The following is a 14,763-nucleotide window of genomic DNA, read 5'->3' on the forward strand; positions in this document are numbered from 1 at the left end:
TTGCTTTTTGAGAGAACACCATGACCGCCGCCCGTACCCGCATCCTCGAACTGCGCGCTGAACTGGATCAGCACAATTACCGTTACCACGTCCTTGATGAGCCGAGCATTCCGGACGTTGAGTACGACCGCCTGTTCCATGAGCTCAAAGCCCTGGAAGCCGAACATCCGGAACTGGTGACGCGTGATTCGCCGACACAGCGGGTCGGCAGCGCGGCGTTGTCGGCGTTTACTCAAGTCAGGCATGAAATCCCGATGCTCAGCCTCGGTAACGCCTTCGATGAATCGACCATGCTGGAATTCGATCGCCGTGTGACCGAGGGCCTGGATCTGCCGGCCGGGGACTTGTTCGCCAGTGTCGAATACAGTTGCGAGCCGAAGCTGGATGGCCTGGCGGTCAGCCTGTTGTATCAGGATGGCGAACTGGTGCGCGGCGCCACTCGTGGCGACGGGACCACCGGCGAAGACATCAGCGTCAATGTGCGCACCGTGCGCAACATCCCGTTGAAGCTGCACGGCAGCGGCTGGCCGGCCACCCTGGAAGTGCGCGGTGAAGTGTTCATGTCCAAGGCCGGTTTCGAGCGCCTGAACGCCTCGCAACTGGAAGTCGGCGGCAAGACCTTCGCCAACCCGCGCAATGCGGCGGCCGGCAGCCTGCGCCAGCTGGATTCGAAGATCACCGCCAGCCGCCCGCTGGAATTCTGCTGCTATGGCATCGGCCAGGTGACGGCGGACATCAGTGACACCCATATCGGCAACCTCAAGCAGTTGCAAAAGTGGGGCATGCCGATCAGTCATGAACTGAAACTGGCCAAGGGCATTCAGGAATGCCTGGACTACTACCGCGACATCGGCGAGCGGCGCAACAGCCTGTCGTACGAGATCGACGGGGTGGTGTTCAAGGTCAACAGTATTGCCGCCCAGCGGGAACTGGGCTTCCGCGCCCGTGAGCCGCGCTGGGCCATTGCGCATAAATTCCCGGCCATGGAAGAACTGACCGAGTTGCTCGACGTGGAATTCCAGGTCGGTCGTACCGGCGCCGTCACGCCCGTGGCGCGGTTGAAACCGGTCAAGGTCGCCGGGGTGACCGTGTCCAACGCCACCCTGCACAACATGGACGAAGTGGCGCGCCTGGGCCTGATGATCGGCGACACGGTGATCATCCGCCGCGCCGGGGATGTGATCCCGCAGGTGGTCTCGGTGGTTACCGAGCGTCGTCCTGAACATGCCCGTGCGGTGCAGATCCCCGAAAGTTGCCCGGTGTGCGGCTCCCACGTGGAACGCACGCAACTGGTCAAGCGCAGCAAGGGCAAGGAAACCGTCAGCGAGGGCGCGGTATACCGCTGCGTCGGGCGGCTGGCCTGTGGCGCGCAGCTCAAGCAGGCGATCATTCATTTCGTCTCGCGCCGCGCCATGGACATTGACGGCCTGGGCGACAAGACCATCGAACAACTGGTGGATGAAAAACTCATCGGCTCGCCGGCCGACCTCTACAAACTCAAGTACGAGCAGATCATCGACCTGGAAGGCTTTGCCGATATTTCCAGCAAAAAGCTGATCGCCGCCATCGAAAACAGCAAGACGCCGACCCTGGCGCGGTTTATCTACGCCCTGGGCATTCCCGATGTGGGCGAGGAGACCGCTAAGGTGCTGGCGCGCTCCCTGGCGTCCCTGGAGCGGGTGCAGAAGGCCTTGCCGGAAGTGCTGACGTACTTGCCGGACGTGGGCCTGGAAGTGGCGCACGAAATCCACAGCTTCTTTGAAGACAGCCATAACCAGGAGGTGATTGGCGCGCTGCTGTCGCCCGATGAATGCGCCCTGCAATTGCAGGAGCAGGGCGACCTGAGCGCCGAGTTCGCCGCCAGCACCACCCTGGGCGGCCTGCTCGACAAGCTGCACGTGCCCTCCGTGGGGCCGGGCGCGGCGCAGAAACTGGCGGACAAGTTCGGCAGCCTCGAAGGCGTGATCAAGGCCGACTGGCTGGACATGCGCCAGGCCCTGCCCGAGAAGCAGGCCAAGGCTGTGCGCGACTTTTTTGATAGCGAAGACAACGCCAACCGCGCCCTGGCCATCGAGCAGCAGCTCAAGGACTTCGGCATGCACTGGCAGAGCGAGAAAAAGGTCGTCGAAGGCCTGCCGGAAGCCGGACACACCTGGGTGCTCACCGGCTCCCTGGAGTTGATGAGCCGCGACGTGGCCAAGGACAAACTCGAAAGCCTGGGCGCCAAGGTGGCCGGTTCCGTTTCGGCCAAGACCCACTGCGTGGTGGCCGGGCCGGGCGCCGGTTCCAAATTGGCCAAGGCCAGCGAACTGGGGCTCAAAGTGCTCGACGAAGAGGCGTTCGTCGCTTTCCTCGCCAAGCACAACATTCCCGTCTGACGATCGTTCCCACGCTCCGCGTGGGAATGCTGCCCTGGACGCTCCGCGTCCGCTCTTCCAAGGCATGACGCAGAGCGTCAACGCATGCATGCCCACACGGAATGTGGGAACGATCCTGCGAGGGAAATGATCTAGTCTCAGTCACCCCTGGGAGAGATCGCCATGTTTCGCTACTTCGAGCAACTCAGCACGCGCATCGCCGCACCGTTCATGGCCGAATCCTCGCGTAACAGCAAGGTATGGCAATGCCGCTGCGGCCAGTCCTTGTTCTTTCGCAACAGCCAGTGCCTGGCCTGCTCGGCGCTGCTGGGCTACCACCCACAGCAAAGCCGCTTGTCTTCACTGCAACCAGGTCCGGTGGCTGACACCTGGCTGCTGGACGCCGACCTCGACGCAGGAGCCTTTCGCCGCTGCGCCAACCTCCAGACCCCGGCGGCCTGTAACTGGCTGATTCCGGCGCACAGCACCTCGGCCCTGTGCGTAGCGTGCAGCCTGAACCGCACCATTCCGGATTTGTCCATCGCGGAAAATCCCGAGCGCTGGCGCAAGGTGGAAACCGCCAAGCGCCGACTGGTGGCCCAACTGATCAGCCTGGGCCTGCAGGTGGTGCCCAAAAGCGTCAACGAAGACACCGGCCTGGCGTTCGACTTCGTCGGCATCGACCTGCAAGGCAATGCGCCCACGACCGGTCACGCCAACGGCCTGATCACCCTCGACATCAAGGAAGCCGACGACGCCCATCGTGAAAAGGTTCGCGTACAGATGCACGAGCCCTATCGCACCTTGCTCGGTCACTTCCGCCATGAGGTCGGCCACTATTACTGGGACCGCCTGATCGCCAACAGCCACTGGCTCGAGCCGTTTCGCAACCTGTTCGGCGACGAACGCGCCAGTTACGCCGACGCGCTCGATCAGCACTACCAGAACGGCCCACGCCCGGACTGGCAGCAAACCTGCGTCAGCGCCTACGCCACCATGCACCCCTGGGAAGATTGGGCCGAGACCTGGGCGCACTACCTGCACATGATGGACGCGGTCGACACCGCCCTGGGGTTTGGCATGAGCGCTCGGGAGATGGACCTCGATTACCAGCCGTTTCCCCTGACCACCCTGTACGACCCCGAACACCCTGGTGGAGCGGCATTCCTCTCCTTCGTCAACGCCTGGATCGAACTGGCCGGCATGCTCAACGAACTGTCCCGCGCCATGGGCCAGCCGGATTTCTACCCCTTCGTGCTGCCGCCGGCGGTGATAGCCAAGTTGCACTTTATCCACCTGGTCATCCAGGAAGAGGGCGGCAGGGCCGATGAGGTCCTGCAGGCACAATGATGAAAAAAATGTGGGAGGGGGCAAGCCCCAATGCCAGTCTGTAGGAGCGAGCAAGCTCGCGAAAAACTCACAGGCACCGCGTTAATTCAGAAAGCACGCGTTATCGTTGACGTTTTTCGCGAGCAAGCTCGCTCCTACAGAGTGGCTGGGAGAGCGTCATCATTGAAGGCCATGGCAAGTACTTGAAGCTTCTCATTTTTTACGGTTGTAACTTCCGATCAGATCGGTACAATGGCCCCGCTTGCCGAGAGGCCAGCGTCGTTATGGTGACCCCATCGGTCCCCCCGCAACGATTACCCGTGAACCTGGTCAGAGCCGGAAGGCAGCAGCCACAGCGGGAACATTGTGTGCCGGGGTGTGGCTGGTGGGGTTGCCTCCATAACGCTCCCTTCTGTAATACCCTCCCAAAAAATCTCAGTTATTCAGCCAGTCATCTGTGACGCTTATTGCGCAGTGCATGACGACCCTTCCACGACTGGTGGCATACTCCCAAGCGTCTCTCTCCTGGCCATGAGGCTGTATGCACTCGGAACATTTTGATTTATCCAGCCCCGTGTTCTTGCCGATCACCGATGAAACCTGTGCGGGTTTGTTGGGTTCTGACGGTGCGGGTGCGCTGCTGGCCCTGAGTGAACCGGAGTTGGCCGCTGTGTTGGTTATCCAGAATCTGGCGCAAATGCCGGAACACGAGTTGAGTGCAGTGGGCGCTGAAAGGGTGCTGGCCAAACTCATTGGCTGGGCGGCGCAGGGCAGGCATTCGGCTGCCGTGAGCTTGCTGTCGGAGGCACAACGGTTGTTTGACCCGCGCAAGCTTTACTTCGGCCTCAATGTGGTCAAGAGCCTGAAGTTGCGTTTTCTGTTAGCGGATGAAGTCCAGGCGCGAGAGTATTTATTGCCCGACGGCCAATGGGACGTCGAGTACAAAGTCCGTCACCTCAAGACCAACAATCCCTTCCGCCAGCAGATGGTCACGCCCAGGCACCGCGAGCGCTGGTTGAGCGCCGAGCAGGACAAACTGGTCCGCACCTTTCGCGCCAACCTGAACGAAGACCTGCACGTGCAAGGGTACGCCGGCATTGGCAAGAGTCACCTGCTGGTGGCGCTGATGGAGCATCTGCGCCCCGAAAAGACCTTGTTGCTGGCACGTACACCGGCAAAACTGGAAACCCTGCGCGCGCGCATGGTGGGCGTGCGGGAGAGAAAGGCCGGGCAAACCTTCCACGGGTTTGCCCACGTCTTGTTACATGGCCCAAGGTCACAGCCGTTGGCTACCCAAGGGCGTGTCCCGAGCAAGCAGGCACTGGCGCAGGAATTGAACATCTTCGGTTTTCGTCATCTGGAAGGGCAGGCGCTGCTGGATGTCTGCCTCAAGGTGCTTGAAAACTACTGCGGCTCACGGGACTACAGCCTGTCGGCCAAACATCTGCCGCACTTCAAGCAAGCGCTGTCCAGCGTTGATGCCAAGGTACTGGTCGAATACTCCAGCCGGTTATGGCGCTACCTTGAGGCGAATCCGGCCTGGAGCGCTCACTCCGGGTTTGAAGCGTTGTTGATGATCAAGCGCGCCAGCCTCGCCGGCAGTGTGGTGCCTGAGCGCTATACCCATGTATTGATTGATGAGAGCCAGGACATTCCAGCGCCCTTGCTGCAAATCATCGAGCGCGGGCGCCAGGTGCTGATCACCCTGGGCGACGAGTATCAGCAGGCCAGTGGGGTGCTGGTCAAGCGCGCCCGCGAGGTTCGCCATACGGATGTGAGCTATAGCGTACGCTCCGGGCGCAATGTCGAGCGCCTGGTCAATCCGCTGATCAGCCAGCACTCGCAGAAAAGCAAGGTGCTCTTCGAGGGCGCACGGGATGCGGACGTCGGTATCGAGCTGTATCCCCAGGGCTTTGTGCCGCCGCCAGGTTGCGTGGTGCTGACCGCGTCCTGCTGGGACACCATGAAGTGGCTCATTCAACTGAGCGAAGAGCGTTGTGCCTGTGCGTTTGCCAGCAGCGAGGCGCAGCAGGATCTCAACTATTTCATGGACACCGTCATCGCGCTGTTCAAGCCGCAATTCTATGGCAGCGATTACGGCGATCGTGGTCCCCATCCGTTTTTCAGCGATATGGCCGACTGGCAGCAGGTGCGCGACGCGTGCCGGTTCGATGAGGCGTTCCTGTGGGTCGAGGAACAACTGGAAAAAGGCTTTAACGTGGCCGACGTGACACGCTTGAACAGGCTCAGCGGCCACCCCGGCGAGCGCTGTTTATTGATGTTGGCGCAAGACGCCGGCGGCATGGAGTTTGAACGGGTCCTGCTCACGCCCGAGTTGCTCACCAATGTGAAGTTCCAGGACGCGTATGCGTTCGATCAGCGCTTGTGCGCGGTGTACATCGCGATTTCCCGCGCCACCGTGCAGCTTTATCTGCCCTATGACGTGGTCGAGTGGATCGACTACCACCAGTATCAGAAGACCCGCGATGTGCATGGCTACTGAGTGATTTATTCTGGCTGATTCACAACTTTCGAAAGCCTCTCTGGACAACCCCCAGGCACCTTGTTAGCTTGCGCCGGTCACTTGTTTCAGAGTACGACAAGGGCGTGGACTTGATATCGAAGCGCAGTCGCTTCTTTAACGCACAAGGATGTCCGTCATGAAAAGCCTGCAAGGGTTGCCTCGTCTTATCAGCGCCTCGGTCGGTACGCCCGGTAAAGCCCGCAACTTGCCTGCCGATGTTCAGTGCATCCAGTATCTATTCAACCTGATCATTCCCAAGCTGGGTTTCGCCCTGCCCGAAAACGGCAAATGCGATGGCCAACTGGTGCAGTGCATCAGCCAATACCAGTTCCGTCATCTCAAGTACGCCCACCCCGATGGCGTGATCGACCCTACCGGTCGTACCTTCAACAGCCTGATCGAAGAGGCGTTGAAGGTGCCGGTGACGGCCTTCCCGACGATGCGCATTCCGAGTTTTCTCAACGCCTTTGGCAATAACAATGCCGATGCGGTGCAGGCCACCGTCAATGTCTACCTGAACCAGGTGCGTGCGGTGATCGAGGCCGAACGGCGTAACCGGCAGTTGATGATGCAGTCCACCTGCGATGGCGGCATGACGCTCAGCGATACGGATTTTCAGAACGCCGCCAAGCAATTGGGTAACGGCATCTCGGTGAATGTCATCAAGGCGTTCGCCACGATCGAGTCGGGCGGGAAGGTCGGTTTCGGGCCAGCGAAGTTGCCGATCATCGCCTTCGAAGGCCATCACTTTCGCAAGTACACCAAGCACATTTACGACCAGTCGCACCCGCTGCTGTCGTACATCTACAAGAAAAAAGCCGGCCCGCAGTGGCAGGCCAACAACAAGGACCAGGTCAAGGCCTGGGAAACCATGGCCACGGCGTTTGCCCTGGACCAGGAAGCGGCGTTGCTGTCGGCCTCGTGGGGCATGTTCCAGATCATGGGGTTCAATTTCGCGTCTTGCGGATTCAAGACCGTGTTCGAGTTCGTGGCGGCCTTGAAGATCAATGCCGGCAATCAGCTCAAGGCCTATCTGAGCCTGTGCGGCAAAAATACCGCGTTGATGACGGCCATGAAAAACAAGGACTTTACCGCCATGGCGCGCAACTATAACGGTGAGGACTACGGCAACTACGACGTGCTGATGAAGCAGGCCTACGACGTACTGGAAGGGAAGAAATAAGATGATGCGTTTACTGGCGATGGGTGTGTTGTCGTTATGCGTCGTGGTGCCCGTGTTTGCAGGGCCTGCCGCGTTGCAGTCGGGCAAGTACGAAGGGCTGATGCTGGCGGTGACGCCGCAGCAGCAGGTGGAGGGGTTCTACTCGGAAGCGATGGGCGAGGGCGTGACGCGCGGGTGCAGCTTCTTTCTGCAAGGTAAGCCCGAAGCGCTGACCACCTGGCGCGAGGCGGCTTATCCCGGCAGCGTAGCGGCAGCAGCCGACGGCGTGACCCTGACCGTGGAGCAAGGTCGCCAGCATCCAGGTTGCATCAACGTGTTGATGCCGGACATCGCGACGGGCCTGGCGTTGAGCCAGACCGCGCGGAAAAAATGGATAGGCCTGGTGACGGTATCGGCGGAGAAGGCTTACCTGTTGAAAACGCCGGGCGCCAAAGCGACAAAGCGGCCCTACATCGTCAAATATGATGTGGTGGGTGTACTGGCGTTCAAGGACGGCTGGGCGCAGGTGGAATTTATCAATGCTGGCGAGCGTTCGTTCACCGGTTGGATCAGTCGGGACCAGTACGCACGGTTGACTGCACCGAAGATCTAAAAAAAGTGGGAGGGGGCAAGCCCTAATGCCAGTCTGTAGGAGCGAGCTTGCTCGCGAAAAACGTCAACGATAACGCTTGCTTCCTGAATGAACGCGGTGCCTGTGAGTTTTTCGCGAGCAAGAGCTAGGCGCCCCCCTCGCTCCTACAAAGAGCCTTAACTGACTGGCATTGGGGCTTGACCCTCCCAAATTTTGGACTGTGTCAGCCGAAGGTTTCGCGCAGCAGTCCGGCGAACGCGTCCCGTGCCAGGTGCCGCTGGGTGTCCGTGTGCCAGAACAGCAGGTTGTCCACGGGCGCCAGCGCTTCAAAGCGATAGGACGCCAACGGGTTGGACTGCTCATAGCGCGCCAGAATGCCCTCGGGCGCCAACGCCACGCCAATCCCCGCGCTGACGCAACCGATGATCGTGCCCCAACTGGCATAGCTGGCAATCGCCGGCTTGAAGTCCTGAGGCTTGAGCCAGTTTTCCAGGGCGGCGCGGTAGGGGCAGCCGGGCGGCCACACCAATAATGTGCGGCCGGCCAGGTCTGCGGCGCCGGTGATGGGGGCGCTCGACGCGCTGGCGATCAATACCAGGCGTTCGCTGTAAACCACGCTGTGTTCCAGCTTCGGGTGTTTGCCACTGGCGGCTACCAGCGCCACATCGAGGCGATGGTGCTGCAGGTCGTCCAGCAACTGCGCCCAGGCGCCGGTGACCAGTTCCAGGCTGACCTCAGGGTAGCGCCGGTGGTACTCGGCCAGCAGCGGCGGCAGGCGCCCGCTGGCGCTGGACTCCACCGCGCCGATGCGCAGCGTGCCGCGAGGTGTCGCCGTGGCATCCAGCGCACGTTTGGACTCCTCCACCAGCGCCAGGATGCGCTCGCAATAATCCAGGAAAATCTCCCCGGCGGCGCTGATCGCCAGCCCGCGTCCGGCACGAATGAACAAGGGCGTGCCCAACTCGCTTTCCAGCTGCTTGATGCGCGTGGTGATGTTGGAGGGCACGCAGTGCAATTGCAGGGCGGCCTGCGCCACGCTGCCGGTTTGCGCCACGGCTCGCACCATTTTCAGTTGGGCCAGTTCCATTGCTCAGTTCCAGTGATCTCAGAATTCAGAAACGCTTAATTGTGCTGCGCCTGGCGCGGGCCAAGACTGATGGCATTCCTTTCCTGTGCCCGGATGCCGTCGATGAATGCCCCATCTCCTGTGAAGCTTACGCTAGTCGTTGCCGTCGTGATTCTCTGTTGGGCGTATTCGCCGATTGGCGTGCACATCGGCTTGCACAGCTACAGCCCTGGGCAACTGGCGTTGCTGCGCTTCCTGATCGCCTCGCTGTTCATGGGCGCGGTGGCGCTGGTGGCGGGCATTGGCCGGCCGCGCCTGCGGGATTTGCCGTGGCTGCTGGTGCTGGGTTTTTTCGGGGTGTTCCTGCACCACACCTGCCTCAATAGCGGCCAGCAGTGGGTGACCGCGTCGGCGTCCAGCGTGCTGGCGCAGTCGGCACCGCTGTTCAGCGTGTTGATTGCGTTTTTCTGCCTGAAAGAGCGGGTCAGTGCCTGGCGCTGGGGGTGTGTGCTGTTGGGCTTGTGGGGTGTGCTGGTGGTGGTCCGGGGCGATCATGGCATGGCCGAGATGGACCCACGCGGTTTGCTGATCCTGCTGGCGGCCCTGTCCTGGAGCGTGTATTTCGCTGTCCTGCGACATTACGCTTACCGCTACAGCCCGCTGACGCTGGCCTGCTATATGGTCTGGTCCGGCACCTTGATGCTGTGCGTGAACCTGCCAGGTCTGCCCGCTGCAGTGGCACGGGCACCGCTGCCGGACAACATGGCGGTGCTGGTGCTCGGTATTTTTCCCAGTGCCCTGGCCTACCTGGCCTGGGGCTACGTGCTCAAGCACGTTGAAGTCAGCCGCGCCTCGGTGGCGATGTACCTGATCCCACCCGTAGCGATGATCATGGCGGCGATGCTGCTGGGCGAGCGCATGACCCTGCAGGTGCTGCTGGGCGGGCTGATGGTGCTGGCCAGTGTCGCAGCTATCGGCCTGGAGGCGCGCTGGGCGCGTTCTTTGCGGCGTACAGCCGGTGCAGGATCAGGCCTCTGAGGAGCGCTTAGTCAGATAAGACGAGCGTGCCGGATGCAATTTCCCCCTTGCTCCGCTAGCATTACCGCCTCCCGCTTCCCAGTTGCGACGGTTTTCGATGAGTTATCAGGTTCTTGCACGTAAATGGCGTCCGCGCTCGTTCCGCGAAATGGTCGGCCAGACCCATGTGCTCAAGGCTCTGATCAATGCCTTGGACAGCCAGCGGCTGCACCACGCCTACCTGTTCACCGGTACCCGCGGCGTGGGCAAGACCACCATTGCGCGCATCATCGCCAAATGCCTGAATTGTGAAACCGGTATCACCTCGACACCGTGCGGCACCTGTTCGGTGTGCCGCGAGATCGACGAAGGGCGTTTCGTCGACCTGATCGAGATCGACGCCGCGAGCCGCACCAAGGTCGAAGACACCCGCGAACTGCTCGACAACGTGCAGTACGCACCGAGCCGTGGCCGCTTCAAGGTCTACCTGATCGACGAAGTGCACATGCTGTCCAGCCACTCCTTCAACGCGCTGTTGAAGACCCTGGAAGAGCCGCCGCCCTACGTCAAATTCATCCTGGCCACCACCGACCCGCAGAAACTTCCTGCGACGATTTTGTCGCGGTGCCTGCAATTCTCCCTGAAGAACATGACCCCCGAGCGGGTGGTCGAGCATTTGACCCACGTGCTGGGTGTCGAGAACGTACCGTTCGAAGACGACGCACTGTGGTTGCTGGGCCGCGCTGCCGATGGCTCGATGCGTGATGCCATGAGCCTCACCGACCAGGCCATCGCCTTTGGTGAAGGCAAGGTCCTGGCCGCCGATGTGCGCGCCATGCTCGGCACGCTGGACCACGGCCAGGTGTTCGACGTGCTGCACGCGCTGATCGAGGGCGACGCCAAGGCCTTGCTCGAAGCCGTGCGCCACTTGTCGGAGCAGGGGCCGGACTGGAATGGCGTGCTCTCGGAAATCCTCAACGTGCTGCACCGCGTCGCCATCGCCCAGGCATTGCCTGAGGCGGTCGACAACGGCCATGGCGACCGCGACCGCGTGTTGGCGCTGGCCCAGGCGCTGCCGGCCGAAGACGTGCAGTTCTATTACCAGATGGGCCTGATCGGCCGTCGCGACCTGCCCCTGGCGCCGGACCCGCGCGGGGGGTTCGAGATGGTCCTGCTGCGCATGCTCGCCTTCCGGCCCGCCGACTCGGCAGATGCGCCGAGACAGCCGCTAAAGCCAGTGGGGATCAGCCAGGCCACAGCTGATTCCGCCAAACCAGTGGCTGGTGCGGCGGTCGTCGCGCCAGTGGCGGTTGCACCCCCAGCGGTCACCGAGCCGGTGGTTGCCGCCCCGGAGGCCGAGCCTGAAGCGCTGATCGAGGCTGAGCCTGAGCCTGAGCCGCAAATCGCCCCGGTAGTGGATCTGCCCTGGAACGACCCGGTTGAAGCGCCCGTCGAGCCCGAGCAACAGCCCGCCGTGGAGCCGGTACTGGACACCACCGGCGAGCAGCCCGAACTGACGCCAATGCCCGCGCCGACCCCGGACAGCGTAGTGCTGGATGCGCCGGAGTGGGTATCGGCGCCGGTGCCGGAGCCGACCGTGGCCCAGGTCGAGGCGGCCACGCCTGGCATCGACCTCGACGATGAACCGCCGCTGGACGAAGACTACATCGAGCCGGACATGGATTCGGCCTACAGCTACCTGGACGAACTCGCCAGCGAACACACCGCCGAACCAGCCCCCGAGCCGGAAGTGGAGCCCGCTGCGGCACCGGCCACCGGCCTGGCCCTGCAATGGCTGGAATTGTTTCCAAAGTTGCCGATCTCCGGCATGACCGGCAGTATCGCCGCCAACTGCACGTTGATTGCCATCGACGGCGACCACTGGCTCCTGCACCTGGACCCGGCCCACAGCGCCTTGTTCAATGCCACCCAGCAGCGCCGTCTGAACGACGCGCTCAACCAGTACCATGGGCGCACGCTGACCATCGCCATCGAGCTGATCAAGCCCGAACAGGAAACCCCGGCCCAGGCTGCGACGCGTCGACGCCTGAACCGCCAGCGCGATGCGGAGGCGTCGATCCAGGCTGATCCGCTTATCCAACAAATGATGCAACAGTTCGGTGCGGTCGTCCGTCACGATACTATTGAACCTGTCGAAGCCCCGGCGCCCCAGGCGTCATGAACCGGGCGACTCTTTTGATCCACGTACTTTTGAGGTGATTCCCATGATGAAAGGTGGCATGGCCGGCCTGATGAAGCAGGCGCAGCAGATGCAGGAAAAAATGGCCAAGATGCAGGAAGAACTGGCCAACGCCGAAGTCACCGGTAAAGCCGGTGGCGATATGGTCAGCGTGGTGATGACCGGTCGTCACGACATCAAGCGCGTCAGCATCGACCCAAGCCTGCTCGAAGGCGTCAGCGATGACGACCGTGAAGTGCTGGAAGACCTGTTCGCCGCTGCCGTCAACGACGCGGTGCGCAAGATCGAAGCCAGCAGCCAGGAAAAAATGGGCGGCATGACCGCCGGCATGCAACTGCCACCGGGCATGAAGCTGCCGTTCTGATCGGCAGGCTTTAGCTGCACTCCAATGCCAGGCCTCGTGCCTGGCATTTTTGTTTGTGCCTGGTGATCGTTCCCACGCTCTGCGTGGTAACCCGCCAGGGACGCTCCGCGTCCCGGCGGGTGACGCGGAGCGTCACGAGGATGCATTCCCACGCAGAGCATGGGAACGATCTGAACCCCAACCGCCTCCCGATGGTCTGCACCCTATACCGATGCATTCGCTAAAGGAGCCCCTTCATGCCTCAAGAATCCACACTGAACCAACGCATTGTGCTGGTCTCACGCCCTCAAGGCGCACCGACCCCGGAAAATTTCCGCCTCGAACGCGTAAACCTGCCAGAGCTGGCCGACGGCCAGGTGCTGCTCAAGACACTCTACCTGTCGCTGGACCCTTACATGCGCGGACGCATGAGCGACGCGCCGTCGTACGCAGCACCCGTGGAAATCGACGACGTGATGACCGGTGGCGCAGTCAGCCGTGTCGAGCAGTCGCGCAACCCGAAATTCGAGGTGGGCGACCTGGTGGTCGGTTCCACAGGCTGGCAAAGCCACAGTATCTCCGATGGCCGCAACCTGATGCCGGTGCCCAACGGCCTGGCCAGCCCGTCGATGGCCCTGGGGGTGCTGGGCATGCCCGGTATGACCGCCTACATGGGCCTGATGGACATCGGCCAGCCCAAGGCCGGTGAAACCCTGGTCGTGGCGGCGGCCTCCGGTGCGGTGGGCTCGGTGGTGGGCCAGGTGGCCAAGCTCAAGGGCTTGCGCGTGGTGGGCATTGCCGGGGGGGCGGACAAGTGCCGCTATGTGGTCGATGAGTTGGGTTTCGATGCCTGCATCGACCACAAGAGCGAACACTTTGCCGACGAGCTGGCCCAGGCCTGCTTCAATGGCGTCGACATCTATTTCGAGAACGTCGGCGGCAAGGTGTTCGATGCCGTGATGCCGTTGTTCAACCCCAAGGCGCGGGTGCCCCTGTGCGGGCTGATCGCCGGGTATAACGCCCACGAGGCGCCAAGCGGCCCGGATCGTCTGCCGGCGCTGCAGCGCACCTTGCTGACCAAGCGTGTGCGCATCCAGGGCTTTATCGTGTTTGACGACTACGGTGATCGCCAGCCGGAGTTCCTCAGCGCCATGGCGCCCTGGGTTCGCGAGGGCAAGATCAAGTTCCGTGAAGACGTGGTCGACGGCCTGGAGCAAGCGCCCGAAGCGTTTATCGGTTTGCTCGAGGGGCGCAACTTCGGCAAGTTGGTCGTGCGCGTCGCGCAGGATTGAGCATTTGACGCTAATCCGAGGCGCGGGTATAAACCGCGTCTCGTTGTTTTGTCGGACCCTTCGCCCATGAGCTTCAGCCCCCTGATTCGCCAACTGATCGACGCCCTGCGTACTTTGCCGGGCGTGGGCCAGAAAACTGCCCAGCGTATGGCGCTGCAACTGCTGGAGCGTGATCGCAGCGGCGGCACTCGTCTGGCCCAGGCCCTGAGCCAGGCCATGGAAGGCGTGGGCCACTGTCGCCAATGCCGCACCCTGACCGAAGAAGAACTCTGCCCGCAATGCGCCGACCCTCGTCGCGACGACACGCTGCTGTGCGTGGTGGAGGGGCCAATGGATGTGTATGCGGTGGAGCAGACCGGCTACCGCGGGCGTTACTTCGTGCTCAAGGGCCACCTGTCGCCGCTTGATGGCCTGGGGCCGGAAGCCATCGGCATTCCGCAACTGGTGGCGCGGATCGAAGAACAGGGCACCTTCACCGAGGTGATCCTGGCGACCAATCCTACCGTTGAAGGCGAAGCGACGGCGCATTACATCGCCCAGTTGCTGACCAACAAGGGGCTGATCACCTCACGTATTGCCCATGGCGTGCCACTGGGTGGCGAGCTTGAACTGGTCGACGGCGGCACCCTGGCGCACTCGTTCGCCGGCCGCAAGCCAATCGCCCTCTAAAGCCACAGCAGGACAAACTGTGGGAGGGAGCATAGGTATCTACACAACCCAGCAGCGCCCAACCGTAACCACGATGCGAAGCGAGTCGCTCTTGATCTTGACCCCCGGTGTCAGGGTAGTTGTCGTGTCCCCCGCTTTTTGAAAAGCATTCCGGGGGCGGCAAGAGTATGGTCATGCCTTTCTATTCAGAAGAACGTAAAGCTGCGCTGCTG

General features: G+C 61.9%; 11 protein-coding genes and 1 other RNA gene. 11 read left to right on the forward strand and 1 reads right to left on the reverse strand.

Annotated elements, in window-relative coordinates; translation table 11 throughout:
• Positions 1 to 20 precede the first annotated feature (20 nt).
• The 6 genes from ligA to J1G34_RS19490 all read left to right on the forward strand — a co-directional run bounded on the left by ligA (position 21) and on the right by J1G34_RS19490 (position 7,985).
• On the forward strand, positions 21 to 2,378 hold the full coding sequence (ligA, locus tag J1G34_RS19465) for an NAD-dependent DNA ligase LigA (protein ID WP_222994504.1): 2,358 nt from the start codon (positions 21 to 23) through the stop codon (positions 2,376 to 2,378).
• Between the two features lie 162 nt (positions 2,379 to 2,540).
• Entirely contained in the window at positions 2,541 to 3,707 is a 1,167-nt protein-coding gene (locus J1G34_RS19470) for a zinc-binding metallopeptidase family protein (RefSeq protein ID WP_222994505.1), read from the forward strand.
• A 273-nt stretch (positions 3,708 to 3,980) separates the two neighbouring features.
• Positions 3,981 to 4,077, forward strand: an RNA gene (gene ffs / locus J1G34_RS19475) — signal recognition particle sRNA small type.
• A gap of 150 nt (positions 4,078 to 4,227) precedes the next feature.
• Entirely contained in the window at positions 4,228 to 6,189 is a 1,962-nt protein-coding gene (locus tag J1G34_RS19480) for a P-loop NTPase family protein (RefSeq protein WP_222994506.1), read from the forward strand.
• Positions 6,190 to 6,346: 157 nt separating this feature from the next.
• Complete coding sequence (locus tag J1G34_RS19485; RefSeq protein ID WP_222994507.1) at positions 6,347 to 7,393, forward strand: N-acetylmuramidase family protein; 1,047 nt, start codon at positions 6,347 to 6,349, stop codon at positions 7,391 to 7,393.
• A gap of 1 nt (position 7,394) precedes the next feature.
• Positions 7,395 to 7,985, forward strand: a complete 591-nt coding sequence (locus tag J1G34_RS19490; RefSeq protein WP_222994508.1) for a hypothetical protein — start codon at positions 7,395 to 7,397, stop codon at positions 7,983 to 7,985.
• Between the two features lie 202 nt (positions 7,986 to 8,187).
• Here J1G34_RS19490 and J1G34_RS19495 read toward each other — a convergent pair whose 3' ends face one another.
• Positions 8,188 to 9,051, reverse strand: coding sequence for a LysR family transcriptional regulator (locus J1G34_RS19495; protein WP_122736889.1), 864 nt, complete (start codon positions 9,049 to 9,051; stop codon positions 8,188 to 8,190).
• 102 nt (positions 9,052 to 9,153) lie between these two features.
• Between J1G34_RS19495 and J1G34_RS19500 the strand changes: the two genes are divergently transcribed.
• From J1G34_RS19500 to recR, 5 genes are all read left to right on the forward strand, one after another.
• Positions 9,154 to 10,068: a DMT family transporter gene (locus J1G34_RS19500; protein ID WP_065892364.1), complete on the forward strand. Its 915-nt coding sequence runs from the start codon at positions 9,154 to 9,156 to the stop codon at positions 10,066 to 10,068.
• Between the two features lie 97 nt (positions 10,069 to 10,165).
• Positions 10,166 to 12,229 (forward strand): DNA polymerase III subunit gamma/tau, encoded by a 2,064-nt coding sequence (gene dnaX / locus J1G34_RS19505; RefSeq protein ID WP_122463805.1) that lies wholly within the window; start codon positions 10,166 to 10,168, stop codon positions 12,227 to 12,229.
• A gap of 43 nt (positions 12,230 to 12,272) precedes the next feature.
• Entirely contained in the window at positions 12,273 to 12,611 is a 339-nt protein-coding gene (locus tag J1G34_RS19510; RefSeq protein WP_057721228.1) for a YbaB/EbfC family nucleoid-associated protein, read from the forward strand.
• Positions 12,612 to 12,847: 236 nt separating this feature from the next.
• The gene (locus J1G34_RS19515; RefSeq protein WP_122463803.1) at positions 12,848 to 13,882 is read left to right on the forward strand and encodes an NADP-dependent oxidoreductase; all 1,035 of its coding nucleotides are present in this window, start codon (positions 12,848 to 12,850) and stop codon (positions 13,880 to 13,882) included.
• Positions 13,883 to 13,948: 66 nt separating this feature from the next.
• Complete coding sequence (recR, locus tag J1G34_RS19520) at positions 13,949 to 14,551, forward strand: recombination mediator RecR (protein WP_014719453.1); 603 nt, start codon at positions 13,949 to 13,951, stop codon at positions 14,549 to 14,551.
• The last annotated feature ends 212 nt before the right edge of the window (positions 14,552 to 14,763 follow it).

This window comes from Pseudomonas sp. Wu6 (assembly GCF_019891515.1).
Lineage (GTDB): Bacteria > Pseudomonadota > Gammaproteobacteria > Pseudomonadales > Pseudomonadaceae > Aquipseudomonas > Aquipseudomonas orientalis_A.

Coding starts and splice junctions, on each gene's coding strand:
- ligA (WP_222994504.1), top strand. CDS start 21: ATGACCGCCGCCCGTACCCGCATCCTCGAACTGCGCGCTGAACTGGAT.
- J1G34_RS19470 (WP_222994505.1), top strand. CDS start 2,541: ATGTTTCGCTACTTCGAGCAACTCAGCACGCGCATCGCCGCACCGTTC.
- J1G34_RS19480 (WP_222994506.1), top strand. CDS start 4,228: ATGCACTCGGAACATTTTGATTTATCCAGCCCCGTGTTCTTGCCGATC.
- J1G34_RS19485 (WP_222994507.1), top strand. CDS start 6,347: ATGAAAAGCCTGCAAGGGTTGCCTCGTCTTATCAGCGCCTCGGTCGGT.
- J1G34_RS19490 (WP_222994508.1), top strand. CDS start 7,395: ATGATGCGTTTACTGGCGATGGGTGTGTTGTCGTTATGCGTCGTGGTG.
- J1G34_RS19495 (WP_122736889.1), bottom strand. CDS start 9,051: ATGGAACTGGCCCAACTGAAAATGGTGCGAGCCGTGGCGCAAACCGGC.
- J1G34_RS19500 (WP_065892364.1), top strand. CDS start 9,154: ATGAATGCCCCATCTCCTGTGAAGCTTACGCTAGTCGTTGCCGTCGTG.
- dnaX (WP_122463805.1), top strand. CDS start 10,166: ATGAGTTATCAGGTTCTTGCACGTAAATGGCGTCCGCGCTCGTTCCGC.
- J1G34_RS19510 (WP_057721228.1), top strand. CDS start 12,273: ATGATGAAAGGTGGCATGGCCGGCCTGATGAAGCAGGCGCAGCAGATG.
- J1G34_RS19515 (WP_122463803.1), top strand. CDS start 12,848: ATGCCTCAAGAATCCACACTGAACCAACGCATTGTGCTGGTCTCACGC.
- recR (WP_014719453.1), top strand. CDS start 13,949: ATGAGCTTCAGCCCCCTGATTCGCCAACTGATCGACGCCCTGCGTACT.